Source organism: Pseudomonas rubra, from assembly GCF_028656935.1.
Lineage (GTDB): Bacteria > Pseudomonadota > Gammaproteobacteria > Pseudomonadales > Pseudomonadaceae > Aquipseudomonas > Aquipseudomonas rubra.
This window is the reverse complement of record NZ_JAMDGZ010000052.1, coordinates 22,966-47,688: the sequence shown is the minus strand read 5'-3', so window position 1 is coordinate 47,688 and position 24,723 is coordinate 22,966. Positions and strand designations below refer to the sequence as shown.

Annotated in this window: 25 protein-coding genes; 20 read left to right on the top strand and 5 right to left on the bottom strand. The window is 63.5% G+C overall.

The annotated features are described in order from the left end of the window. The first annotated feature begins 44 nt into the window (after positions 1-44). The gene (gene nfuA, locus M5G17_RS22330) at positions 45-629 is read left to right on the top strand and encodes a Fe-S biogenesis protein NfuA (RefSeq protein WP_273895061.1); all 585 of its coding nucleotides are present in this window, start codon (positions 45-47) and stop codon (positions 627-629) included. 59 nt (positions 630-688) lie between these two features. On the opposite strand, the gene M5G17_RS22325 is transcribed toward nfuA, so the two are convergent. Both M5G17_RS22325 and M5G17_RS22320 read right to left on the bottom strand, forming a co-directional pair. Continuing rightward, positions 689-1,600 carry a LysR family transcriptional regulator gene (locus M5G17_RS22325; protein ID WP_273895060.1) on the bottom strand — a complete coding sequence of 304 codons (912 nt, stop codon included), beginning with the start codon at positions 1,598-1,600 and terminating at the stop codon, positions 689-691. Between the two features lie 16 nt (positions 1,601-1,616). Next, on the bottom strand, positions 1,617-2,591 hold the full coding sequence (locus M5G17_RS22320) for a quinone oxidoreductase family protein (RefSeq protein ID WP_420793326.1): 975 nt from the start codon (positions 2,589-2,591) through the stop codon (positions 1,617-1,619). A gap of 342 nt (positions 2,592-2,933) precedes the next feature. Here M5G17_RS22320 and M5G17_RS22315 point away from each other — a divergent pair, with 342 nt between their 5' ends. From M5G17_RS22315 to ureG, 8 genes are read left to right on the top strand one after another with little or no spacing between them, the layout of a single operon-like run. Then, positions 2,934-3,767 (top strand): urease accessory protein UreD, encoded by an 834-nt coding sequence (locus tag M5G17_RS22315; protein ID WP_273895059.1) that lies wholly within the window; start codon positions 2,934-2,936, stop codon positions 3,765-3,767. Positions 3,768-3,776: 9 nt separating this feature from the next. Further along, complete coding sequence (locus tag M5G17_RS22310) at positions 3,777-4,079, top strand: urease subunit gamma (RefSeq protein WP_273895058.1); 303 nt, start codon at positions 3,777-3,779, stop codon at positions 4,077-4,079. A gap of 9 nt (positions 4,080-4,088) precedes the next feature. Further along, complete coding sequence (locus M5G17_RS22305; RefSeq protein ID WP_273895057.1) at positions 4,089-4,406, top strand: urease subunit beta; 318 nt, start codon at positions 4,089-4,091, stop codon at positions 4,404-4,406. Then, positions 4,403-6,106: an urease subunit alpha gene (gene ureC / locus M5G17_RS22300; RefSeq protein ID WP_273895056.1), complete on the top strand. Its 1,704-nt coding sequence runs from the start codon at positions 4,403-4,405 to the stop codon at positions 6,104-6,106. The genes M5G17_RS22305 and ureC overlap by 4 nt, the downstream gene beginning before the upstream one ends. Before the next feature lie 9 nt (positions 6,107-6,115). After that, on the top strand, positions 6,116-6,595 hold the full coding sequence (ureE, locus tag M5G17_RS22295) for an urease accessory protein UreE (RefSeq protein ID WP_273895055.1): 480 nt from the start codon (positions 6,116-6,118) through the stop codon (positions 6,593-6,595). Between the two features lie 22 nt (positions 6,596-6,617). Next, positions 6,618-7,163, top strand: coding sequence for a HupE/UreJ family protein (locus M5G17_RS22290; RefSeq protein ID WP_273895054.1), 546 nt, complete (start codon positions 6,618-6,620; stop codon positions 7,161-7,163). Further along, positions 7,163-7,837, top strand: a complete 675-nt coding sequence (locus M5G17_RS22285) for an urease accessory protein UreF (protein ID WP_273895053.1) — start codon at positions 7,163-7,165, stop codon at positions 7,835-7,837. Before M5G17_RS22290 ends, M5G17_RS22285 begins: the two co-directional genes overlap by 1 nt. A gap of 9 nt (positions 7,838-7,846) precedes the next feature. Further along, positions 7,847-8,470, top strand: coding sequence for an urease accessory protein UreG (gene ureG, locus M5G17_RS22280; RefSeq protein WP_273895052.1), 624 nt, complete (start codon positions 7,847-7,849; stop codon positions 8,468-8,470). Between the two features lie 35 nt (positions 8,471-8,505). On the opposite strand, the gene mddA is transcribed toward ureG, so the two are convergent. After that, the gene (gene mddA, locus M5G17_RS22275) at positions 8,506-9,255 is read right to left on the bottom strand and encodes a methanethiol S-methyltransferase (RefSeq protein WP_273895051.1); all 750 of its coding nucleotides are present in this window, start codon (positions 9,253-9,255) and stop codon (positions 8,506-8,508) included. Positions 9,256-9,439: 184 nt separating this feature from the next. Between mddA and M5G17_RS22270 the strand changes: the two genes are divergently transcribed. The 6 genes from M5G17_RS22270 (at position 9,440) to M5G17_RS22245 (ending at position 17,320) form a co-directional block, all read left to right on the top strand. After that, positions 9,440-9,928 (top strand): DUF2199 domain-containing protein, encoded by a 489-nt coding sequence (locus M5G17_RS22270; protein WP_273895050.1) that lies wholly within the window; start codon positions 9,440-9,442, stop codon positions 9,926-9,928. A 106-nt stretch (positions 9,929-10,034) separates the two neighbouring features. Then, positions 10,035-11,939 carry a M14 family metallopeptidase gene (locus M5G17_RS22265; protein ID WP_273895049.1) on the top strand — a complete coding sequence of 635 codons (1,905 nt, stop codon included), beginning with the start codon at positions 10,035-10,037 and terminating at the stop codon, positions 11,937-11,939. A gap of 91 nt (positions 11,940-12,030) precedes the next feature. Next, positions 12,031-13,221 (top strand): MFS transporter, encoded by a 1,191-nt coding sequence (locus M5G17_RS22260; RefSeq protein ID WP_273895048.1) that lies wholly within the window; start codon positions 12,031-12,033, stop codon positions 13,219-13,221. Between the two features lie 36 nt (positions 13,222-13,257). Beyond that, a complete protein-coding gene (locus M5G17_RS22255) occupies positions 13,258-13,767 on the top strand; it encodes a sigma-70 family RNA polymerase sigma factor (RefSeq protein WP_273895047.1) in 510 nt (169 codons plus the stop codon). Between the two features lie 3 nt (positions 13,768-13,770). Then, entirely contained in the window at positions 13,771-14,721 is a 951-nt protein-coding gene (locus M5G17_RS22250) for a FecR domain-containing protein (RefSeq protein ID WP_273895046.1), read from the top strand. Positions 14,722-14,836: 115 nt separating this feature from the next. Further along, positions 14,837-17,320, top strand: a complete 2,484-nt coding sequence (locus tag M5G17_RS22245; protein WP_273895045.1) for a TonB-dependent siderophore receptor — start codon at positions 14,837-14,839, stop codon at positions 17,318-17,320. Between the two features lie 104 nt (positions 17,321-17,424). Here M5G17_RS22245 and M5G17_RS22240 read toward each other — a convergent pair whose 3' ends face one another. Then, on the bottom strand, positions 17,425-18,210 hold the full coding sequence (locus M5G17_RS22240) for a PhzF family phenazine biosynthesis protein (protein WP_273895044.1): 786 nt from the start codon (positions 18,208-18,210) through the stop codon (positions 17,425-17,427). Between the two features lie 5 nt (positions 18,211-18,215). Further along, positions 18,216-18,911, bottom strand: a complete 696-nt coding sequence (locus tag M5G17_RS22235) for a helix-turn-helix transcriptional regulator (RefSeq protein WP_273895043.1) — start codon at positions 18,909-18,911, stop codon at positions 18,216-18,218. Between the two features lie 172 nt (positions 18,912-19,083). On the opposite strand from M5G17_RS22235, the gene M5G17_RS22230 reads away from it, so the two are divergent. From M5G17_RS22230 to M5G17_RS22210, 5 genes are all read left to right on the top strand, one after another. Further along, a complete protein-coding gene (locus M5G17_RS22230; RefSeq protein WP_273895042.1) occupies positions 19,084-19,599 on the top strand; it encodes a sigma-70 family RNA polymerase sigma factor in 516 nt (171 codons plus the stop codon). Then, positions 19,596-20,543: a FecR family protein gene (locus tag M5G17_RS22225; RefSeq protein ID WP_273895041.1), complete on the top strand. Its 948-nt coding sequence runs from the start codon at positions 19,596-19,598 to the stop codon at positions 20,541-20,543. Before M5G17_RS22230 ends, M5G17_RS22225 begins: the two co-directional genes overlap by 4 nt. Before the next feature lie 77 nt (positions 20,544-20,620). Beyond that, positions 20,621-23,077: a TonB-dependent siderophore receptor gene (locus tag M5G17_RS22220; protein ID WP_273895040.1), complete on the top strand. Its 2,457-nt coding sequence runs from the start codon at positions 20,621-20,623 to the stop codon at positions 23,075-23,077. Positions 23,078-23,210: 133 nt separating this feature from the next. Then, positions 23,211-23,729, top strand: a complete 519-nt coding sequence (locus M5G17_RS22215) for a sigma-70 family RNA polymerase sigma factor (protein ID WP_273895039.1) — start codon at positions 23,211-23,213, stop codon at positions 23,727-23,729. Between the two features lie 7 nt (positions 23,730-23,736). Continuing rightward, on the top strand, positions 23,737-24,708 hold the full coding sequence (locus M5G17_RS22210) for a FecR domain-containing protein (RefSeq protein ID WP_273895038.1): 972 nt from the start codon (positions 23,737-23,739) through the stop codon (positions 24,706-24,708). The last annotated feature ends 15 nt before the right edge of the window (positions 24,709-24,723 follow it).

Here is a 24,723-nt window from a genome sequence, read left to right as displayed (position 1 = left end):
GGCCAGGTTGGCGTAAACTGCCGGCAAGTCTGTGAGGAACTTCCATGAGCGCCATAACTATTACCGACGCCGCGCATGATTACCTGGCCGATCTGCTGGAAAAGCAGAACACCCCGGGTATTGGCATTCGCATTTTCATTACCCAGCCGGGCACCACCTACGCTGAAACCTGCATCGCCTATTGCAAGCCGGGCGAAGAGAAGCCGGAAGACGAAGCGGTGGGCCTGAAATCCTTCACCGCCTATCTCGACGCGGTCAGCGTGCCGTTTCTTGAGGACGCCGTGGTCGACTACGCCACCGACCGCATGGGCGGCCAGTTGACCATCAAAGCACCCAACGCCAAGGTGCCGATGGTCAATGAAGACAGCCCGATCAACGAGCGCATCAACTACTACCTGCAAACCGAGATCAACCCGGGGCTGGCCAGCCACGGCGGCCAGGTCAGCCTGATCGAAGTGGTCGAGGACGGCATCGCCGTGCTGCAGTTCGGCGGCGGCTGCCAGGGCTGCGGCCAGGCCGACGTGACCTTGAGGGAAGGCATCGAGCGGACCTTGCTCGAGCGTATCCCGCAGCTCAAGGGTGTGCGTGATGTGACTGACCACAGTCAGAAAGAAAACGCCTACTACTAAAGCCTGATCGCGGGGCGATGCGGCGACCCGACTTGCCCCGCGATTACTTTCCCGCCCACTCAAGCCGACCGCCAGGGCGCACCCTGGGCGAAACGCGCCTCGATCCACTGCTTGAAAGCCAGGGTCGCGGCACTGTTGTAGCGGGCTCCAGGGCGGACGAAATAGATCCCGGCCTCGGCATCCAGTTGCCAGTTGGGCAGCACCCGCACCAGGCGGCCGCTGTCCAGATCCTGCTGCATCAACCAATCCCCACCCGCCAGAATCCCCACTCCGGCGCAGGCGGCGCCAAGCAGTGCCTCATTGTCGTTGCTGACCAGCGAACCTTGTACTTTGACGGAATGCTGCCAGCCCTCGCAGGCCAGGTGCCATTGCGGGTAGGAACGCAGCCCGGTGAAGCCCAGGCAGTTGTGGTTGGCAAGCTCGGCGGGTGTCTGCGGTTCGCCATGGCGTTGCAAGTAGGCGGGCGCTGCGCACAGGATGCGCCGATGCTCGCACAGCTTGCGCGCCACCAGGCGACTGTCGGCCAGTTCGCCAATGCGGATGGCGGCATCGAAGCCTTCAGCGACGATATCGACGAAGCGCTCGGCGTACTCGGCATGCAGCGACACTTGCGGATACGCCAGGGCAAATTCGGCGAGCATCGGGCTCAGCCACAAGCGCCCCATGGACGAGGGCAGGGCGATGCGCAGCCGGCCACGGACCTGGGTCGCCCCTTCGGCGGCTTCGCTGATCAGGCTCGCGGCCTGGCGCAGTTGCTCCACCAGCCGTGCGCCTTCGTCGGTAAAGCGCAACTGGCGGGTGGTGCGCTCGACCAGGCGAATCCCTAAACGCTGTTCCAGCGTCCCCAGGCGTTTGGACAGTACCGAGGGGTGGCGCTGCAGCAGGCGCCCGGCAGCGGCAAACGAGCCGTGTTCGAACAACGCCAACAAGGTGGCAAATTCATCGGCCTGGCGACTGTCGAACGGGTCCATGGGTTACCTCGGTGGGTCAGGGCGTCAGGATGATCGCGCCCTGTGAGTCTCCTGACTGCAGGGCTTGATGCGCCGCAGCGGCATCGGCCAGCGCATAGCGCTGCCAGATTGCGGGGCGGATGATACCTGCCGTCACCGCCCGCAGCACCTCCTGGGCGCGGTGCTGGTACTCGGCAACGGTGGCTGTGTGCGCGGCCAGAGATGGGCGAGTGACAAACAGCGAGCCCTTTGCGTTGAGGGTGCTGAGCTCAAGGGCGGGCGGTGCGCCCGAGGCCATGCCGCAGGACACCAGCAGACCGCGTGGCCGCAGGCTGTCCAGCGATGCCGCAAAGGACGCCCGGCCAATCGGGTCGTAGACCACATCGACCTTCTGCCCTTGGGTCAGCTCCAGGACCTGTGCGGCTAGGGTGGCGGCATCGAACACCAGTACCTCGTCGCAGCCGGCGGCCTTTGCGCGGGCGACGCTTTGCGGCTTCGACACCACGCCGACGACAAACGCACCCAGGTGCTTGGCCCAGGGCACCATCAACTGCCCCAAGGCACCGGCGGCGCCGTAAATCATCACGCGGGTGCCGGGGCCGACCGGGTAAGTGCTGTGCAGCAGGTACTGGGCGGTGATGCCCTTGAACAGCAGCGCTGCGGCGTCGTTCAGGCCGAGGTTATCCGGCAGTTTGACCAGGCGTTCGGCGGGGTACAGCCGGGCGCTGGCATAGGCGCCCAGCGGACCGGTGGCATAGCCGACGCGGTCACCGACTTTGACTCCGTCGACACCCGCGCCGATCGCCGCCACGGTGCCGGCGCCTTCCAGGCCAAGGCCAGAGGGCAAGGGGATTGGCACATCGCCCTTGCGCTGGCTGAGGTCCAGCGGGTTCACGCCGATCGCTGCCTGCTCAAGCCAGACTTCGCCGGGGCCGGGGGCTTGTGCGGTGGTCGGTTGGCAGTGCAAGACCTGCGGGGCGCCGGTGTGTTGGAGGCGGATGTGCATGACCATGATCGGGTTCCTGGATCGCAGTGGGGGTGTGATCGAGGATAGGTATTGGTCATTGGTGCAGCAATTGGGTTTGTTGCAGGAGATTGATGCTTTAGGTGCATCAGTTGTGGAGCATCGCGGGGCAAGCCCGCTCCTACAGAGGGTGTAAGTAGGGTCTGATGCCGGCCGTTTATAACACACGCTCCCATGCGCCATCCTGGCCCGCTATGTGCTTTGCCTCTGCTGTCGATTGCTGATCGATTGGTCAAACCTGCAAGTCGCTGCACTCGTTTGAGCGCGTAGGTTGTTTCTTGCAAATGCGTCTGCCGCCGTATCGGTGCAGCGTTTACTGGAACCTGAGGCATGTCGCTCCCCGAATCCCCCGACCTGGTTACCGCTGATGCCGGCTGGCGCGCCGAGCTGAGGCTACGTTTCGTTCGGGGCGAGACCAGGACCTGTATTGGTGCGCGGCAACATTTCGGTCCTCTTTTGGTGCAGCGACCGTTCTACCCCGAGGGCGCGCCGTGCCATGTCTATGTGCTGCATCCGCCAGGTGGTGTGGTCGGTGGCGACAAACTGGTGCTCGACGTACACCTGGAACCGGGCAGCCATGCGCTGCTGACCATGCCCGGCGCCACCAAGTTCTACCGCAGTGGTGGTCCGACCTCGACCCTCCAGCAGCATTTTTACCTGGCGCAAAACAGCACGCTGGAATGGCTGCCCCAGGGCAACATCTGCTTTGCCGGTGCCAAGGTACGCCTGGAAAACCGCTTTACCCTGACGCCCGGCGCCCGCTTGCTGGCCTGGGAAACCCTGTGCCTGGGGCGCCCGGTGATGGGTGAGACGTTCAGCCACGGCGCGCTCGACAGCCGTCTGCATATCCAGGTGCCCGATGACCCGGGCCTGCATGAGCGCCTGCGTATCGACGGTGGGCAGTTGCACAAGCTCGCAGGCTTGCCCCTGCAAGCAACCTTTTGCGCCTACCCGGCCAGCCCCGAACTGCTTGAACACAGCCGCGCCCTGATCGAAGACCTTGGCACCCCGGCAGGCGCAACCTTGCTCGGTCAACTGCTGGTGGTGCGCCTGCTCGACCACGACAACCAACGCCTGCAATCCACCTTGCAGCGGCTCTGGCATGCCTTGCGACCCGCCGTGGTCGGCCTGGCGCCATGCCCGCCGCGTATCTGGGCCACTTGAGAGAAGACCATGGAGCTGACCCCACGAGAGAAAGACAAATTGCTGCTGTTCACCGCCGCGCTGCTGGCCGAGCGGCGCCTGGCCCGAGGTCTTACGCTCAACTACCCGGAGGCGGTGGCGCTGATCAGCGCCACGGTAATGGAAGGCGCACGTGACGGGCGCACCGTGGCCGAACTGATGAGCCTGGGCCGCGAGGTGCTGCGTCGTGACCAGGTGATGCCAGGGGTCAGTGAAATGATCCCTGATGTGCAGGTGGAAGCGACCTTTCCCGACGGCACCAAGCTGGTCACCGTCCATGAGCCGATCGTCTAGGAGCGCAGGATGATTCCCGGAGAAATACAGGTCGCCGACGGCGACATCGAACTCAATGCAGGCCTTGAGCGGATCAGCGTCACCGTTGCCAACCACGGCGACCGGCCGGTGCAGGTCGGCTCGCACTATCACTTCTATGAAGTGAACACCGCCCTGGTGTTCGAACGTGAGCCGACCCGTGGCTTTCGCCTGGACATCGCCGCCGGCACCGCGGTGCGTTTCGAGCCGGGCCAGGCGCGCACCGTTAACCTGGTGCCCTACCGCGGCAAGCGTGAGGTCTATGGCTTTCAGGCCAAGGTGATGGGCCCGCTGGAGGCGCAGGCATGAGCCGGATCTCGCGCAGGGCCTATGCCGATATGTTCGGCCCGACAGTGGGCGATCGCGTGCGCCTGGCCGACACCGAACTGTGGGTCGAGGTCGAGAAGGACTTCACGGTCTATGGCGAGGAGGTCAAGTTTGGTGGCGGCAAGGTCATCCGCGACGGCATGGGCCAGGGCCAGATGCTCGCCGCGCAAGCACTGGACCTGGTGCTGACCAATGCGCTGATCATCGACCACTGGGGGATCGTCAAGGCCGACATCGGCATCAAGGATGGACGCATTGTCGGCGTCGGCAAGGCCGGCAACCCCGATGTCCAGCCGGGGGTGACCCTGCCAGTGGGGCCGGGCACCGAGGTGATTGCCGCCGAGGGCAAGATCGTCACCGCCGGTGGCATCGACTCGCACATTCACTTCATCTGCCCGCAGCAGGTGGAAGAAGCGCTGACCTCGGGCATCACCACCTTCATTGGCGGCGGCACCGGGCCGGCCACTGGCACCAACGCCACCACCTGCACCTCGGGGACCTGGTACCTGGCGCGCATGCTCCAGGCCGCCGACCAATTGCCAATCAACATCGGCCTGCTGGGCAAGGGCAACGCCTCGCGGCCTGAAGCCCTGCGCGAACAGATCGAGGCGGGTGCGGTGGGGCTGAAGCTGCACGAGGACTGGGGCTCGACCCCGGCGGCCATCGATTGCTGCCTGAGCGTGGCCGAAGCGCTTGACGTGCAGGTGGCAATCCACACCGACACCCTCAACGAGTCCGGCTGCATCGAGGACACCCTGGCGGCCATTGGCGAGCGCACCATTCACACCTTTCATACCGAAGGAGCGGGCGGCGGCCATGCGCCGGACATCATCCGCGCTGCCGCCTTCGCCAACGTGCTGCCGTCCTCGACCAACCCGACCTTGCCCTACACCCGCAACACTGTCGATGAACACCTGGACATGCTCATGGTCTGTCATCACCTGGACCCGGGCATTGCCGAGGACGTGGCCTTCGCCGAATCGCGCATCCGCCGCGAGACGATTGCCGCCGAAGACATCCTCCATGACCTGGGCGCGTTCTCCATGACCTCATCCGACTCTCAGGCCATGGGCCGGGTCGGCGAGGTGGTGCTGCGCACCTGGCAGGTGGCGCACCAGATGAAGCTGCGTCGTGGCCCCTTGGCGCCAGACACTGCCCGCAGCGACAACTTCCGGGTCAAACGCTACATCGCCAAGTACACCATCAACCCGGCCCTGACCCACGGCATTGCTCACGAAGTGGGCTCGGTGGAAGCCGGCAAGCTGGCCGACCTGGTGCTCTGGGCGCCAGCGTTCTTCGGGGTCAAGCCTGCACTGGTGATCAAGGGCGGGATGATCGCCATGGCGCCCATGGGCGATATCAACGGCTCAATCCCGACCCCGCAACCGGTGCACTACCGGTCGATGTTCGGCGCTCTCGGGGCCGCGCGCCATGCCACGCGCATGACCTTCCTGTCCAGGGCTGCGATCGACCGCGGCGTGCACCGGCAATTGGGGCTGCACAGCCTGATCGGCGAGGCCCGCGGCTGCCGCACGGTGCGCAAGGGCGACATGGTCCATAACGGCCTGCTGCCGATGATCGAAGTCGATTCGCAAACCTACCAGGTACGCGCCGACGGTGAGCTGCTGGTGTGTGAGCCGGCCACGGTGCTGCCGATGGCCCAGCGTTATTTTCTGTTTTAAGGAGCGAGCATGATTCTGTTGACCCGTCGCCTGAGCGATGCCTCTACGGTAAGCGGCACTGTCACCCTCACCATCGACACACGGATCAAGAGCCGCGTGCGCGTCACCCTCGACGATGGCCGCGAGGCCGGCCTGATGCTCGAACGCGGCCAGTTGCTGCGCGGTGGCGAATTGCTCGGCGAGGAGCAGGGCGGTGAGGTGATTCGCGTACTGGCGGCAGCCGAGCAGGTGTCCAGTGTGCGCTGCGTCGACCCGCTGCTATTGACCCGCGCCGCCTATCACCTGGGCAACCGCCATGTCCCGCTGCAGGTCGAGGCCGGCTTGCTGCGCTATCAGCACGACCCTGTGCTGGATGAGATGGTCCGCGGCCTGGGCCTTGAGGTGATGCTTGAAAAGGCGCCGTTTGAGCCTGAGGCCGGCGCCTACCAGAGTGCCCCGCACAGCCATGCCCACAGTGACCACCTGTTCGTTCGCGTTGCACACCACTGATTGTTGATAAGGAGATTGCTCGATGAAAAAACTCATGACCCTTGCGTTGCTGCTGATTGCCGTGCCGGCCTTTGCCCACCCAGGCCATGACGCCAACCCGCTGCAGGATGGCTTGTTGCACCCGCTGACGGGCCTTGATCACTTGCTGATGTTGCTCGGCACCGGCGTACTCGCCGCCCTGACCGGGCGTAGCCTGGCGCTGCCGTTGCTGACCCTGGGCGCGATGTTCGGCGGGGCGCTGATGGGCCACCTGTTCGGCGGCGTGATCGGCATGGAAGCAATGATCATCGGCTCGCTGCTGGTGGCCGCCGCCGCGCTGCTGTTGCCCAACCGCCAAGTAGCGTTGGCCCTGGCCATGCCACTGTTCGCCCTGTTCCACGGGTGGGCCCACGGTATTGAAGCCAGTCCGGGCGCGTTCTGGGTGTTCAGCGCAGGCTTTGTCAGCGTCAGTGGCCTGCTGTTGCTGGCAGGCTTTGCTGGCGGTTGCCTGTTGCGTCGCCATAAAGGGCTGCAGAAAGCCTTCGGTGGCGGCCTGCTGGCCGGTGCCGCCTTCGTGCTGGCGGGCTGATGAGCAACGAACTGAAGCTGCTGCGCCTGCTGCAACTGGCCAGCCCTAGCCTGCCGGTGGGTGGTTTTACCTACTCGCAAGGCCTGGAGTGGGCGGTGGAGGCCGGTTGGGTGCAAGGCGCCGAAGGTTTTCGCGCCTGGCAGCGCCAGCAGATCGAGGACACCCTGGGCCACCTCGACTGGCCGTTGTTGGCGCGGCTGTATCAGGCGTGCCTGGAGGGTGACGCCGAAGCGTTTGCGCGCTGGAGCCTTTTCTTGCTGGCCAACCGCGAAACCGCCGAACTGCGCCTGGAAGAGCGCCAGCGCGGCATGGCCCTGACTCGCCTGCTTGACGGCTGGCAACTGGGCCAGGCGCCCGAGTGGCGTGCCTCGCTTGAGCTTACCCAGCTCAGCGGCATGGCCTGGTTGGCCGTGCACTGGGATATCCGCTTGCCTGACCTGGCCCTCGCTCACGGCTATGCCTGGCTTGAGGGCGCGGTGATGGCCGGGGTCAAGCTGGTGCCGTTCGGCCAGCAAGCGGCGCAGACCCTGCTGCGTGACCTGAGCGAAGCCTTGCCCGATGTCCTGGCAGCGGCCCTGACCCTTGGAGATGACCAGCTCGGCGGCGGCCTGCCATTGCTCGCCATCGCCTCGGCATGCCACGAAACCCAATACACCCGATTGTTCCGATCTTGAGGAAGCCCTATGCAAAGTTATCAGCAACCCCTGCGCGTTGGTGTCGGCGGCCCGGTCGGTTCCGGCAAGACCGCGCTGCTTGAAGCCCTGTGCAAGGCCATGCGCGACCAGTATGAAATCGCCGTGGTGACCAACGACATCTACACCAAGGAAGACCAGCGTATCCTCACCGAAGCCGGCGCCCTGGCCGCCGAACGCATCGTCGGCGTGGAAACCGGCGGTTGTCCGCACACTGCGATCCGCGAAGATGCGTCGATGAACCTGGCGGCGGTGGAAGAATTGGCGCGCAAGTTCGGCAACCTGGAAGTGATCTTCGTCGAGAGCGGCGGCGACAACCTGAGCGCCACCTTCAGCCCGGAGTTGGCGGACCTGACCGTCTACGTGATCGATGTTGCCGAAGGTGAGAAGATCCCGCGCAAGGGCGGGCCGGGGATCACCAAGTCGGACTTTCTGGTAATCAACAAGATCGACCTTGCGCCTTACGTGGGGGCTTCGCTGGAGGTGATGGAAAAGGACACCCAGCGCATGCGTCCGGAGCGGCCCTGGACCTTTACCAACCTCAAGACCGGGCAGGGGTTGCAGCGGGTGATCGATTTTATTGTCGAGCGCGGCATGTTGAAGGCGTCGGTGTAACCAAAAAGCATCGCGGGGCTTGCCCCGCGATCAATCTACCTGCGCCGCAGAAACGGCAACAACATTCCTACCCGGCGCTGGTACTGTCGATATTGCTCGCCAAACAGCTGCTGCAGATCTTTTTCCTCCAGCAGCGTGCCAATCAGGATGTACACGGTACTCACTCCGGCAAACAGCAAATGCCCGACCGTCATGTGCGGGGTCGCCCAGAAGGTCATGAGAAAACCCAGGTATAGGGGGTGACGCACCAGTTTGTACAACCACGGCGTCTTGAAGGTGAACGCTTCGCTCCCGTGCGGGCGAAAAGCATCCAGGGCCTGCTTGAGGCCGAACAGTTCGAAGTGGCTGAGCAGGAAGGTGGCCAGCAAGACGATGATCCAGCCGAGCCAGTAGAGGCCATTGATCAGTCCGCGAGCCACAGGCGCCTGGATATCCCACAACGTCAGCGCGATCGGTTGCCAGAGCAGGAACATCAGGCTCAGCGCCAGGCTGCTGAACAGTACATAGGTGGCCCTTTCGATAGGCGCTGCCACCCATTGCAACCAGAATGATTTGAAGCCTTTGCGGGCCATGCCGCTGTGTTGCAGGGCGAACAGGCTGATCAGTGCTACGTCAATCAAAGCGGCAAAATACCAGGTAGTCGTCGGCCCCGAGTTGATGTCCTTGGGCACCTGTGGCGGCCCGATAAAACCGACGAAATACACCAGCACCAGCATCGAAAAGACATAGCAGAACAGGCTGTAGAGTAGTCCGAGGCATTTGTGCAGCAGCGGTTTCTCGTCCATGAGGCATTCCTTTGAGTAAGCACCTGAGCGTCCTGCGCAGGTGGGTTGCAAGGGCTGAACCCTTAACCATAGACCAGAAAAACCGCGGTTAGACGGTTGGGGCAATCAGCCGCAGCTCAACTTTGCCCTGCGAGCCTGATAGAGTCGCCATCCCAAACGACTCGATCTATTGCAGGAGGCAGCTTTGAACACGTGCAGTCAGTGCGGCGCGGACCATGCGCATGACCCAGGGGAACTGGCGTTTCGGCGACCCGATGCGTTGTTCGCGTTAAGCCCCGAGGAACGCGAACACAACGCCAGGCACAACAACGACTGGTGCGTGATCGCCGGCGAACGGTTTTTCCTGCGGGCATTGCTGCCACTGGCTGTGGCGCAGCAAAACGACAACTACTGCATCGGCATCTGGGTCGAACTGCAGGCGCGGGATTTCGAGCGCGTCTGCGAACTGTGGCGTGATGAGCACCAGGCGGGCGAGCCGCCCTTTGCCGTGAGCCTGGCCAACAGCATCCCCAACCTGCCACAGACCCTGGGGCTCGAAGGTCAACTGCAACTCAGCGGCCCGACCTCGCGGCCCAGCGTGACGCTAAGCGCCAGCAGCCACCCGTTGGCGGTGGAGCAAGCCGACGGGATTTCCCTGCACCGTGCCCATGAGTACAGCGTGGTTTTCGCTTGAGTTCCAGCGCCATACTGCCCCCCCCAGCCACACCTCGGCCTGGCTCTCGTCTGGTTACACATTGTGGTTTAAGGTGAGCACCTGCTTCTCATGACAGGGATCGATCATGAAACACCCGCTTTTGCAGCCCCTCGTTGTCGCGCTGTTGCTGGGCGCTGCCCTGCCATCCTTGGCGGCGTTGCCCAGCGCACCGTCCTATATCGACGATAGTGGTTACCTGCCGGCTGCCAAGCAGCGCATTTTGCCGCCGATGTTTGCCCAGACCCTGACCAGCATCCGCTACCTTGCCAAACCGGACAACCCGCTGATCACCCAGGCTGAGGCCAGCGCATTCCGCCAGACCAGCAACTACGACGAAACCCGCGCCTACATGACCCGCCTGGCCGCTGCCTCCGGGGGTAGTATCGTGCTCAATGACCTGCCGGAAAAAAGTGCCGAAGGTCACCCGATGTTGATGGCGATCGCTTCCCTTGAGGTCGACAAATCGCCCGCCGGGCTCAACGAGTCGGGCAAACCGACGATATTCGTCGAGGCTGAAATCCACCCGGGTGAGGCCAATGGCAAGGACGCGATGTTCATGCTCTTGCGTGACATGACCAGCGGTGACAAACCGCTAGCCGCCTTGCTGCAGAAGGTCAACATCCTGTTCATTCCCACCGTTAATGTCGACGGCGACCTGCGCCGCAGCGCCTACGGGCGGATCAACCAGAATGGCCCGGATGAAACCGGCTGGCGGGTCAATGGCCTGAACTACAACCTCAACCGTGATTTCACCAAACTCGACAGTGCCGAGATCCGCAATGTTGCCTGGGTGTTCAACACCTATGACCTGAGTTTCTTTGCCGACACCCATTCCACCGACGGCGCCATGTACCCCTACGACAGCTCCTATTGCCATAACGGCAATGGCTGGTCGCCGGCCAGCAGCGCCTGGATGGACAAGGTCATGCGCGCGCCGGTGTACCAGGCGCTGGAAGCCGACGGTCATGTAGTGCACGAGTGCATCAGCCTCAACAGCAACCAGGACCCCAGCCAGGGTTACTACCCATACCGCACTGACTTGGCGCGTTTTTCCAACCAGTACGGCGACATCCGCAATGTACCCTCGATCCTGATCGAGCAACACGCCTTGCACCCGTACCAGACCCAGGTGCTGGGCAATTACGTGATGCTCAAGAGCATGTTCCAGGTGATCGGCGATCAGGCGCTGTCGCTCAACGAAGCCATCCGTCAGGACCGCGAGCGCCTTGAAGCCCAGGAGCAGGTGACCCTGACCTGGAAACCGGGCAAGGCACAGGCCACGGCATTTACTGTCGGTGATTACCGCTACGAGCAGTCGCCAATCACCGGCGCCAGGACCATTGTCTGGAGCAACACCGCGAAAAAGCTCAATGTGCCAGTCACTGGTAACACCGAGCCGGACCTTATGGTCAAACGGCCCCGCCAGTACGTGGTGCCGGGGCAGTGGCGCGAGGTGATTGCCCGGCTCAAGGCCCATGGCATCCGCATGACCACCCTCGACAAGCCGACGCCGATTGCGGTGACGCTGTATCGCATGGACGAGGTCAAGGTGGCGGGCGGCTTTGAGCCTGATCGCACGCAAAGCAACCAGATCCCGGGGTACGAAGGGCGCTTATTGGTCAGCGGTGTGGCCAAACCGCTGGAGCGTTTGCAGACCTTCCCAGCAGGCTCGGTGCTGATCGATACCGACCAGCCGTTGGGTGTGCTGGCAGTCAACCTGCTGTACCCCGAAAGCCCGGACTCGTTCTGGGCCTGGGGCTTTTTCAACTCAACCCTGGTGGCAGCCGAGGAGCCTGAGGAATACGTGATGGAGCCGATGGCGCGCAAGATGCTCGCCGAAAGCCCGCAGCTCAAGGCCGAATTCGATAAGAAACTCAAGAGCGACAAGGCCTTCGCCGCCAGCCCCAGCGCTCGCCTGCATTGGTTCTATGAGCGCACGCCGTTCTATGACGTCAATGCGTTCGTCTATCCGGTGGGCGCGGTGTACTGATCAGGTATCAATCGGTCTGAAATCGGTATTGGTCATACACAAAAACCGTAATCTATAAAGGCTCTGGTCCTCCCGCCCGAGCCTTGATTGCATGAACATCCGCCGCCGTTCACTGTTTGCCGCCAGCCTGGCCCACGCCGTGCACGATGGCCTCACCGATGTCATCTATGTCTTGCTGCCGCTGTGGCAGGCGCAGTTTGCCCTGAGCTTTACCCAGGTTGGCCTGCTGCGCGGTGCCTATGCCGGGATGATGGCCGGCCTGCAGTTGCTGGCCAGCCGTGCGGCGAAACGCTGGGGGCGCGAGCGCCTGCTGGTCGGCGGTACCGCCCTGGCCGGGCTGGCCTACCTGGTTGCCGGGCAGGCCAGTGGCCTGGGTGTACTGCTGGTCGCGCTGTTGCTGGGCGGCCTGGGCGCCAGTACTCAGCACCCGCTGGCCTCGTCGTTGGTCAGCGATAGCCATGAGGCCGGCGGTGGGGTCAAGCAGGCGCTGGCGCAGTACAACTTTGCTGGCGATATTGGCAAGATGCTGGTGCCTGCCGGTGTCGGCTTGCTGTTGCTGGTGGCCAGTTGGCAAACCAGCGTCACTGTACTGGGCCTGCTTGGCCTGGCTGCTGCCGCCGTGCTCTGGTGGCTGATTGCGCCGCGAGCATCGTCGGTGGCGCGAGCGCAAAAAAGAGTCACTGGCAGTGGCAACGACTCCAGCAGCGGCCTGGTCGCCTTGCTGCTGACCGGCACTCTCGACAGTGCGGTACGCATGGGTTTTCTCACCTTTCTGCCGTTCCTGCTGCAAGGCAAGGGTACAGGCTCTGCCGGTATCGGCCTGGCGTTGATGCTGCTGTTCATTGGTGGCGCCTTCGGCAAGCTGCTGTGTGGCTACCTCGGTGCACGCATCGGCACGATGAAAACCGTTTGGCTCACCGAGTCGCTGACTGCGCTGCTGATCGTGTTGGTGCTGTTTTTGCCGCTGACGCCGATGCTGGCGCTGTTGCCACTGTTGGGCCTGGTGCTCAATGGCACCTCGTCGGTGCTGTACGGTGTAGTGCCGCAGCTGGTGGGGGCGGGCAAGCGTGATCGGGCCTTCGCCTTGTTCTACACCGGTACCATTGGCGGTGGTGCGCTGGCACCGCTGGTGTTCGGGCGAATAGGCGATGGCGCGGGCATCACGGCGGCAGTGATGGGCCTGGCGGCAATCCTGCTATTGACCTTGCCGTTGTCCTGGTGGATAGCGCGACAACTGCAATCCGGCTTGCCTGGGAAATTTGGATCTACCTATAATGAATGAGATTCATTACCAGATAACTTTCCCCAGGCCGTCTCCATGTCCAGCGCTGACCCTTCGCTGCAACTCGCCGTGCATACGCTGTATGAGGAGCATCACCCCTGGTTGTGCGGCTGGCTGCGCAAACGCCTGAGTTGCCGCGAGCATGCCGCGGACCTTGCCCAGGACACCTTCATCCGCGTCCTGACCCTGCGCAAGGCCCCTGAACTGCGTGAGCCGCGGGCGTACCTGAGCACCGTGGCGCGTAGCCTGATGATCGACCTGTTCCGCCGCCGCGCGTTGGAGCAGGCTTACCTGGAAACCCTCGCCGCACGCCCCGAGCTACTCGACATCTCGCCGGAAACCCGTGCCCTGGTGATCGAGGCCCTGATGGAAATCGACGCCATGCTCGACGGTCTGGGCCGCAAGACCCGCGAGATCTTCCTGATGGCCCAGCTCGATGGCCTGAGCTATGTGGAAATCGCCCGGCGCCAGAACCTGGCGGTGAACACGGTGAAGAAGCACGCCGTGCGCGCACTGACCCATTGCCTGCTGCTGGCCGAGGACTGAGCCGTGAACGCCCAGCGCCTGGATCGCGCCACCCTTGAAGCGGCAGCCCACTGGTTTGTCGAACTGCGCTGCGAAGCGCCGGCCCCGGCAACCCGCCTTGCCCACCAGCAATGGCTGGCGGGTGATCCGCGCCACCGCCAGGCTTGGGAGCGCTTGCAGCGGGTGCAAGGCGCCTTTGCCCAGGTCAGCCCGGGTGTCGCCCGGCCGATGTTGGCCAGCGCCCAGGCCAAGCGCCGCGAAGTGCTCAAGGTGCTGTCGATCCTGCTGGCCGCAGGTGGGGCAGGGACCCTGGCCTGGCACAGCACACCCTTACCGACCTTGATGGCCGACCAGCGCACCGGTACCGGCGAGCGTCGCCGCGTGCGTCTGCAGGACGGCAGCCAGTTGCACCTGAACACCGCCACTGCGGTGGATATCCGCTACAGCGATCAGTTGCGCGAACTGCGCCTGCTCAGCGGCGAGATCCTCATCGAGACGGCAAAAGATACCCTGGCTCGGCCCTTCATGGTGCATACCAGCGAAGGCAGCATTCGCGCGTTGGGCACGCGCTTTATCGTCCGTCGCGACGCCGAGCGCACCCAGGTGAGCGTACAGGCGCATGCTGTGGAAGTACGCTGCAGTGCTGATCTGCACAGGCCTGTGCGGGTCGAAGCCGGCCAGCAACTGAGCTTTGATCGCGCCACGATCAGCCCTTTGCAAATGGCCAACCCCGACGCCGATGCCTGGCTGCGCGACCTGCTGGTGGTGCACGACTGGCGCCTGGACGACTTCATCAGCGAACTGCAGCGCTATCGCCCCGGGCACTTGGGCTGTGCCCAGGCGGTGGCCGATCTGAGGATCTCCGGGGCGTTCCAACTGGGCAACAGCGATCACATTCTCGCCAACCTGAGCAGCACCTTGCCGGTGCGCATTCGTCAGTTCAGCCGCTTCTGGGTCCGGGTGGAACCTGCCTGAGCCACAGCGGAGAATTATTTTCACAAGGGGGGTGTTGATTCAGATTCTCATTCGACTTGTAGGTAGAGGCGCCTCAGACGCCACCCACCACTGCCAACGGGCGAAAGGAAACTGCATGTCCCTTTGTAATCCAGACTCCACCCGCAACCTCCGCGCATTCACCCCTTTGCGCCGTGCTGTCCAGGCTGCGCTGTTCGGTTCCGCCCTGGCAGGGGCCGGCGCCACCCTGATGGTCGCGGCACCCGCTTGGGCTGACACCCGGGTTGAAAGCCAGTTCGATATCCCCGCAGGCTCCCTGGAGTCGGTATTGACCCGCTTTGCCGCCAGCGCCGGGGTGACCGTGTCGTTCCAGCCCAATGATACCCGTGGCCGGCAATCGCCAGGCTTGCATGGCCGCTACAGCGTCGAGGCCGGCTTGCGCCAGCTGTTGGCCGGCAGCAACCTGCAACTGGTGCGCCAGGACAGCGGCAGCTACTCGTTGCTGCCAGGTGCCGGCGATGACACCAGCGTGCAACTGGATGCCACCAGCATCAACGGCAAGGCCGTCGAGTCCGCCTACGGGCCGGTCGACGGCTATGTCGCCACCCGCAGTGCCACCGGCACCAAGACCGACACACCGCTCCTGGAAATCCCCCAGGCGGTCAACGTGATCACCGCCGCCCAGGTCGAAACCCAGGGCGCGCGCAACCTGACCCAGGCCCTGCGCTACACCCCGGGCCTGAGCGTCAACGGCTTTACCGACCGCAACAATATTGCCGACGAGATCACCAGCCGCGGCTTCGCCCCGACACCGTTGTACCTGGATGGCGCTTACCTGCCATACGCTGGCAGCCTGGGCGGCGCACCGCAGATCGACCCCTACACCCTCGAGCGCATCGAAGTACTCAAGGGCCCGTCGTCGGTGCTGTACGGGCAGAACCAGCCGGGTGGCCTGATCAATATGGTCTCCAAACGGCCGACCCGCGAGCAACGCAACCAGGTCAAGTTCGGCCTGGGCAGCTACAGCCGGGTCAACGGTGCCATTGATCTCAGCGGCCCGCTGGATGAGGCTGGCACCCTCAGCTACCGCCTGATCGGCGTGGCGAAAAAGGGCAACGACCAGCTCGATCACACCAATAGCCAGCGCATGCTGCTGGCGCCGAGCCTGACTTGGGCGCCGAACGAAGACACGGCGCTGACCCTGTATGCCCAGGTGCAGCGCGATGACGGCCTGGCCGACTACCAGTCCTTGCCGAAAATCGGTTCGCTCGATCGCGGCCCCAACGGCCAGCGCATCGACCGCGACGCGTTTCTGGGCGACTCCCATTACAACGACTACCGGCGCGACCAGTATGTGCTGGGCTACGACTTCAGCCACGCCTTCAGCGACGACCTCAAGTACCGCCAGACCGCGCGTTACATTGACATTCGCGACCGCTACAAGGGCTTCTATCTGCGTGGCTTCGTCAGCGATGCTGCCGGTGTGATCGACCAGACCCACGCCACCCGCACCAAGCTCGACTGGCGCCAGCACAACACCGCCTACACCCTCGATAACAATCTGGAGTACAAGTTCGACACCGGCCGCCTGCAGCACACCACGCTGGTGGGCCTGGACTACCGCCGCTTCAACCGCACCTACACCGGCTACAACGCCTACGGCGTGGCCCCGGTCGATCTGTACAACCCGAGCAACTACCCCACGGACGATGTGGTGCCGGAACTGACCACCAAGTGGGACAACACCATCGGCCAGACTGGCCTGTATGTGCAGGACCAGATCAAGCTTGACCAGTGGATCCTCACCATCGGCGGGCGCCAGGACTGGGCCAAGGTCGAGAACAAAGACCTGCTGGCGCACAGCATCGTCGAACAGAACGACCAGAAGTTCACCGGCCGGGTAGGGCTGACCTATGTGACGGAGTTTGGTCTGGCGCCTTATGTCAGCTACTCGCAGTCGTTCCTGCCGACGATTGGCACCAGCGCACCGCAGCGCGGCGCCAAGGCCTTCGAACCGACCGAGGGCGAGCAGTATGAAATCGGCGTCAAGTACCAGCCGCTGGACAAGACCCTGATCACCGCCTCGGTGTTCGAGCTGACCCAGAAAAACGTCAAGACAGGCGACAAGGTCTACCCCGAGTATGAAAGCCAGGACGGCGAAGTGCGCTCGCGCGGCGTGGAGCTGGAGCTCAAGACTAGCCTGGACAATCTCGACGTATTGGCAGCAGCCACCTACATCGATTCGTTCTACACCAAGAGCAACTATGGCGATGAGGGCAACCGTTCCGAGGCGCAAGCGCCAGTGTCGGCAACCCTGTGGGCGGACTACCACTTCACCCAGGCCGCGCTCAACGGCCTGACCGTCGGTGCGGGAGCGCGCTACACCGGGCGCAAGCCGGGGGATTCGGCCAACTCGTTCGATGTGCCGTCGTTCGTTGTCTACGACACCACCATCAGCTACGACCTGGGCAAGCTCGACCCGAGCCTGCGCGGGCTGCAGACCAGCCTGAATGTGCAGAACCTGTTTGACCGCGAGTATGTCTCGGACTGTAACTACTCGTTTGGTTGCTACTACGGGCAGGAGCGGGTGGCGTCGCTTGAGATGACCTACGACTGGTAATCCATTTCGGGTCAACCCGGCCCCCACAGGTCTGCGCGACCCTGTAGGAGCGGGCTTGACCCGCGATCGTATCCAGCCGCTGGCTCGCCAGTGGCCCGCTCTGCTCAGATAAAGATCGTTCCGCGCATGTACAGCGCAGCCTGACCACTGATGATCACTCGGCCGTTGTCCAGCACTTCACAGTGCAACTGGCCCTTGCGTGCGCCACCTTGCTCGGCGGTGAGCGTGCGCTTGCCCAGGCGCCCGGCCCAGTAAGGTGCCAGCGAGGTGTGGGCAGAGCCGGTTACCGGGTCTTCATTGACGCCCACCCGTGGGCCGAACCAGCGCGAAACGAAGTCGAAGTGCGTGCCGGGGGCGGTGACTGCAATGCCGCGCACGTCAAAGGCGGCCAGCGCTGTAAAGTCCGGCTGCAGGTCGGCGATCAGCGCCGGGTCCTCGACAACCACCAAGTAATCATCGGTACGGTACAACGCCTCGATCCGCTCCAGGCCCAGGGCCTCCAACAAACCGTCTGGCACGGCGACAGGCACGGGCTGCCTGGCCGGGAAATCCATGGCCAGGCGAGCGCCATCACGCCGCACCCGCAGCTCGCCGCTGCGGGTGGCAAAACGCAGTATCTGGCACTGTTCGCCCAGTTGTTCGAACAGCACCCAGGCGCTCGCCAGGGTGGCGTGGCCGCACAGGTCGACTTCTACCGTCGGGGTAAACCAGCGCAGCTCGAACAGCTCGCCATTGCGCACTACGTAAGCGGTTTCCGACAGGTTGTTTTCGGCGGCGATCTGTTGCAACGTCGCGTCGGGCAACCATGCCTCGAGCGGGCACACCGCCGCCGGGTTGCCGCCGAACGCGCTGTCAGAGAAGGCGTCTACCTGGAAGATTTCAAGTTGCATGCTGATCATTCCTGTCCGTTGTCTGTCGCCCGGATCTGCTCCAGGTAGTTGTAGATGGTGTAGCGGGTTACGCCGAGCGAGGCGGCGGCCTTCTCGATACCGCCCTTGACGATGAACAGCCCGCGTTCCTGCATCTGCCGCACGGCGTCCAGTTTCTGCGCTTTCTTCATGCCCAGCACGCCGCCGGGGCAGGCGTCCTGGATGATCTGTGCCATCAGCTGCTCCATGCCCCTGGATTCGTCCGGTACTGGCGCAGGTGTCGCGGCCAGTCCCAGCAGCCCGCCGAGCACTTGATGGGCGGTGGTGATGGCGCTGAGGTCGGCATTGATGCACAGGCTGGCAAACGGCTGCCCGCTGCTGTCGCGATAGACCACGGTTGAGCTGCGCAACGGCCGGCCATCGGGGGCGAGGGTAGGGTAGTTCTCGACCACGATCGGCTCGCTACTGGAACGGTCGCTCATGGCCCGACGCACCGCGGCGAAGCCCAGGTCATGGAGCGGCCCGCCGAGCACGGAGTCACCAACCCTGCGCCCGGTGACATGACCATTGGCGATGGCGAGGATGGAGCGCTGCGGGTTGAGCACGTCATGCAGGACGATTTCAGTATGGGCACCGAGCACCTGGCCGAGCATTTTCAGCGTGCTGTGCAGCATGCCGAGGATCAGTTGGTGTTCGCTGTGCAAGGGGCGGGAAACCTTCATGAGACGCTCGTGAGGCGTTGAGTGATGAATATCAGGCTATCAACGTAAAATTGAATAATCAACAAAGTGTAGATATTTTCTGATTCGTTCCTGCGCAGGAGGGCCCTTGAGGATTGCATCCGTCCGCCCAGGCCACTTAAGATATAACCATTCTCATTTAATGCCCGTACCGATGAAAGCGCCTCCTCCTGCCGACAGTCTCGACACCTTGTACAAGGGCTATCACGGCTGGTTGCTGGGGTGGCTGCGGCGCCGCCTGGAGTGTCCGCACAATGCTGCCGACATGGCCCAGGACACTTTCGTGCGCTTGCTCAGTGCCGGTGCCTACGTAGCACCGCGCGAGCCGCGGGCGTTTCTGGCCACGGTGGCGCGGCGCCTGCTGGTTGACCGCAGCCGCCGGCAAAAGCTCGAACAGGCTTACCGTGAAGAACTCGCGCGGCACGTCGAGCACCTCGATCAGGCGCCGTCGCCCGAACAACTGCTGGCGGCGGTCAATGCTCTTGAACACATTGCCCGCGCCCTTGAGCAGATGAGCTCACGGGTTCGCCAGGTGTTCATCCTGCGTCACCTGGAAGGCCTGAGCCACGCGCAGATCGCCGAGCGCTTTCAGGTCTCGAGCAAAACCGTGCAGAACGATCTGGTCCAGGCCTTGCTGCAGTGCCACGCCGCCCGCGAGTCGGCACTGTGAGCCCGTCACCTAGCGCCGCAGTGCTGCGCGAGGCTGCGCAATGGTTGGTGCGCCTGGACGATGAGCCCAGTGCTGCCGAGCAGCAGGCGTTCAGCGCCTGGCTGGCCGAAGCCGACGAACACCGGGATGCCGTGCAACGCTTGCAAGGCAGCCTTGCGCCGTTGCGCGAACTACCGCGTGCCCCGGCCCGAGCGGCCCTGCAACGGGTGACTGCAGCACAGCCCGGCAAGCGTGCCCTCAAGGCGTTGGCCATCAGCCTGGCGCTAGTGCTGCCCAGCGCTGCCTTGCTCCAGCATTACCCGCCTGCGTATCTGCTGGCCGATCTGCGTACCGGCAGCGGTCAGTGGCGCAGCGAGCAATTGCCTGACGGCAGCCGCATCAGCCTGGATGGCCGTTCGGCGGTCGACTTGCAGTTCGATGCCCATAGCCGCACCTTGCACCTGGTCAGTGGCGAGATTCTGGTGCAGGTGGCCAAGGATGCCGAGCGGCCGTTCCGGGTGGTCACCGAGCACGGCAGCATTCGTGCGCTGGGCACGCGCTTTGTGGTGGAGCGCCTGGGCGATAGCACGCGTCTGATGATGATCGAGTCGAGCACCGAAGTGCGCAGCGGCGCCAGCACCCTTACGGTGCATGCCGGGCAGCAGGTGCAGTTCGGCGCCTCGGGCCTGCAGGCAGTGCAACCGGTGGATGCGCCGGGCCTAGAACAGGCGTGGGGCCGGCAGCAGATGCTGGTGCGCGAACAGCCCTTGAGCGAGGTGCTCGAACGCCTGTCGCGCAATCACCAGGGCTACCTGCTGTACGACGCCAAGGCGCTGGCACACCTGAAGGTCACCGCCGTGCTGCCGGTCGACGACAGCCAGCGGGCCTTGCGTTTGCTGGCGCGCAGTTTCCCGATCCGGGTCGAGCAATACACGCCATGGCTGACCCGTGTCGTCCTCGAATAAAAATTATTATCAAACGCTTCCAGTTCCTGTTGCCCGAGCGTCCTTGTATTAGCCCAATACATCGGAGAGTCGGGAACATGCTTTCACCCAAGCCATTCAAACCTTGCCGCGCGCTGACCCTGGCGGTCCATTTTGCCCTTGGCGGCTTGCCGTTGCTGGTAGCTCAACCCCTGCAAGCACAGCAACAGGTACAGCGTTATGCCATTCCCGGCGGCCCGCTGGGCGATGTGTTGAGCCGCTATGCTCGGGAGTCAGGCCTGGCCATCTCGTTCAATGCCGGGCAGGTGGCGGGCCTGAGCAGCGCCGGTTTGCAGGGCAGTTACGCGGTACAGGAAGGTTTCGCCAAGGTTTTGCAGGGCCATGCGTTGCAGGCCCGGGCGAGCAGCGACGGTTATGTGTTGGTGGACGTGCCCGCCGCCAACGGCGCCCTGGAGTTGGGCGCTACCAGCATCAATGGCGCGGTGCTGGGGAGCATCACCGAAGACAGCGGCTCCTACACCACCGGGCCGATGCAGACCGCGACCAAGCTGGCGCTGACCAACCGCGAGACCCCGCAGTCGGTGACGGTGATCACCCGCCAGCGCATGGACGACCAGAATATGCGCAGCCTTGAAGATGTGCTCAAGAGCACCCCCGGCATGTCGATGACCAAGGACGGCCCGCATCGCCCGACCTTCTATGCGCGCGGGTTCATCGTGGAAAACCTGATGAACGACGGGCTGTCGAGCGATCTGTCGCATTACCTGTCGCGGGACATGAACTCGACCCCCGACATGGCCATCTACGACCACGTCGAAGTGGTCCGCGGTGCCACCGGGTTGATGCAGGGCGCGGGCACGCCGTCGGCGGCCATCAACATGGTGCGCAAGCGCCCGACGGCGGACCCGCGTTTGAGCTTCACCGGCAGCGCCGGCAGTTGGGACAACTACCGCAGCGAAGTGGATGCTTCCGGGCCGCTCAACGACAACGCCACCTTGCGCGGGCGGGTGGTCACGGCCTACCAGACCCGCAACAGCTTCCAGGACGTTACCGACAGCGAGCGTTCGGTGTTCTACGCCATTGGCGAGGCCGACCTCAATGACAACAGCACCCTGACCCTCGGCGTCTCCAACCAGAGCGTCAACAACACCGCGACCTGGGGCGGCTTGCCGACCGCCATCGATGGCAGCGACTTGCACCTGTCGCGCAAGACCTACTTGGGCAATGACTGGGAATACTGGGACCAGGACAACACCACCGTATTTACTCGCCTGGACTACCGCCTGGCCAATGATTGGAAACTGTTGCTGGCGGCCAGCCGTACCTGGTCGGACCTGAAGATGCTCGGCAGCATGACCGAACGCATGGGCGATGAGGGCGAGGTGTTCGGCCAATACCTGGGCCAGTACCACTACGACGATGAGCAGAGCAGCTACGACGCCTATGCCTCGGGGCCGTTCCAGTTGCTCGGGCGGACCCATGAGCTGGTTATCGGTACCAGCCGGCGCGAGCTGACCTTCGAAGGCAAGGGCAACTACAGCGACGACGAAATCGGCATGGATATCTACAACTGGGACCCAGGTTCGCTGCCCAAGCGCGAGCTGGACCTCAGCTACTGGCACCAGGACCGCAAGACCTCGCAGACCGGCACCTACCTGACCACCCGCTTCAACCTGGCCGATGACCTCAAGCTGATCCTGGGCGGGCGCCTGGACTGGTACGACAACGACACCAGCACCCGCAACGGCAATCGTGCGCCAACCGGCAGTGACTATTCGGTAACGCGCCATGTCACCCGTTACGCCGGTGTCATCTACGACCTGGACCAGCACCATTCGCTGTACGTCAGCTACACCGACATCTTCAAACCGCAGTCGGAACTGGATGCTGCGGGCGCTGCAATCGAGCCCATGGAGGGCAAGAACTACGAGCTCGGCATCAAGGGCGAGTACTTTGATGGCAGCCTGAATGCCAGTGCAGCTGTGTTTCGCATCGATCAGCAAAACCGCGCCAAGGCCCTGCAGATCAATGAGTGCTCGGCGTTGGTGCCCAGCTGCTCGGAGGCTGCTGGCAAACTGCGCAGCGAAGGGATCGAACTTGAGGTCAACGGCACCCTGTTACCGGGTTGGGAGCTGGGTGCAGGCTATACCTTTGCCCAGGTCAAATACGTCAAGGACAGCGACCCGGCCAACGAAGGGCGCTTGTTCGCGCCGGAAATTCCGCGGCAAGTGTTCAAGGCTTTCACCACCTATCAACTGCCGGGCGAACTGCAACGCTGGAAGGTCGGTGGTGGTCTTACCCGACAGAGCGAGATCTACTACAAGGGTGACAACTTCTACGCAACCCCGAGCCGTTATCGCATCGAACAGCCGGCCTACACCCTGGTCGATCTGATGCTCAACTACCAGGCTTCCGAACACCTGGACGTACGCTTGAACCTGAACAACGTGTTCGATAAGAAGTACTACCAGAGCATTGCCGGCAATACCGCCTATGGCGGCAACCTGTACGGTGATCCGCGCAACTTCATGCTGACTACGCGCTGGAGCTTTTGATCCAGCTCACCCCAGCGGCAATCCTGCCTCTGCGCAGGATTGCACCGGCATTGAGGAGTCGATAGTATTGCAAATCGTTATCAATTAGCCTGTGTGCCGAACTGACCCTGGCCATCAGGCGCAGGAGAGGCACGTGTTCAGCGCAGAGATCGCATTTCGGCAACAAGTTGAGCAGCTGTACGTCAACCACAGCACCTGGTTGCGCAGCCTGCTGCGGCGCAAACTGGGTAATGCCTTCGATGCCGCAGACCTTGCCCACGACGTCTATTTCCAGCTGATGAAGAAGGGCCAGCTGCCGCCTGCGCAAGACTCCCGACGCCATCTCACGCAGATCGCCAACGGCCTGGTGATCGACCTGTACCGGCGTCGGCACATTGAGACCGCCTACCTACAGGCACTGGCGCTTTTGCCCGAAGCACTGGCGCCCTGTGAAGAAACCCGTGCCCTGGCGATCGAGGCGCTGATCGAGATCGATGCGGTATTGCACAGCCTGTCGAGCAACGCGCGCAAGGCGCTGTTGCTGTGCAAGCTCGATGGCATGAGTTATCGCCAGATTGCCAGCGAACTGCAGGTGTCGGTGTCATCGGTGGAGAAGTACATTGCCGCCGGCCTGTTGGCCTGCTATCAGGCGTTGCACGGCGCGGGGCGTTGAACCGCAGATGCCCAGAGATGAAGTTGCCGTTGAGGTCGTGGAGCAGGCTGCGCTATGGATGGCGCGCCTGTGGGCCGATGATGCCAGCGACGCGGACAAGGCCGCTTGCCTGCGCTGGCGTGCCGAGCACCCCCAGCATGAACTCGCCTGGAGCCGCTTGCAGGCCTTCGAAGACAAGTTGCACTGCGTACCGGGCGAAATTGCCCACCACACCTTGCGCGAACCGATCGCCACCCCGGACCTGAGTCGCCGCCGAGCGGTGCAACTGCTGGGGTTGCTGCTTGGCGCCGGTGGCCTGAGTTACGCGGTCCGCAGTAGCCAGGCCTGGCAACTGGCCAGTGCCGAGTACGGTACGGGCACCGGGGAGATTCGTCCGCTCGTGCTGGCGGATGGCACCCAGGTGGTGCTGGCCTCGGCCTCGGCGATCGATGTGCGTTTTACCGAGCATGAACGACTGCTGATCCTGCGCGCTGGCGAGATCCTGCTGACCAGCGCCCATGACCCGGCCAGCTCGCCCCGGCCGTTACGGGTACAGAGCCCGCACGGCAAGGTACAGGCCCTGGGTACTCGCTTCAGCGTGCGGCTGACGGATGACAGCACCCGAATCTCGGTGTTCGAAGGCGCGGTGCAGGTTAATCCGCAGTGTGCCGACGCCGCCGGCAGGCGCATCGATGCGGGGCAGGGCGCATGCTTCTCGCGTAGCCGGGTCCAGGAGCCGGTTGCAGTAGCCGACAGCGTGGGTGCGTGGGTGAAAGGTGTGCTGGTAGCCGACAACATGCCGTTGGGCGAGCTGATCCAGGAGCTGGCGCGTTACCGCCGCGGCGTGTTGCGCTGCGCCGAGGAGGTCGCCCAACTCAAGGTCAGCGGCGTGTTCCCCTTGCGTGATACCGACCGGGCGTTGCACAACCTGGCCCAGGCGCTGCCGGTGAATGTGCAACGGCGCACCCGCTACTGGGTGACGGTGGGCGGGGTGCGCTGACTGTTGACGGGCCAG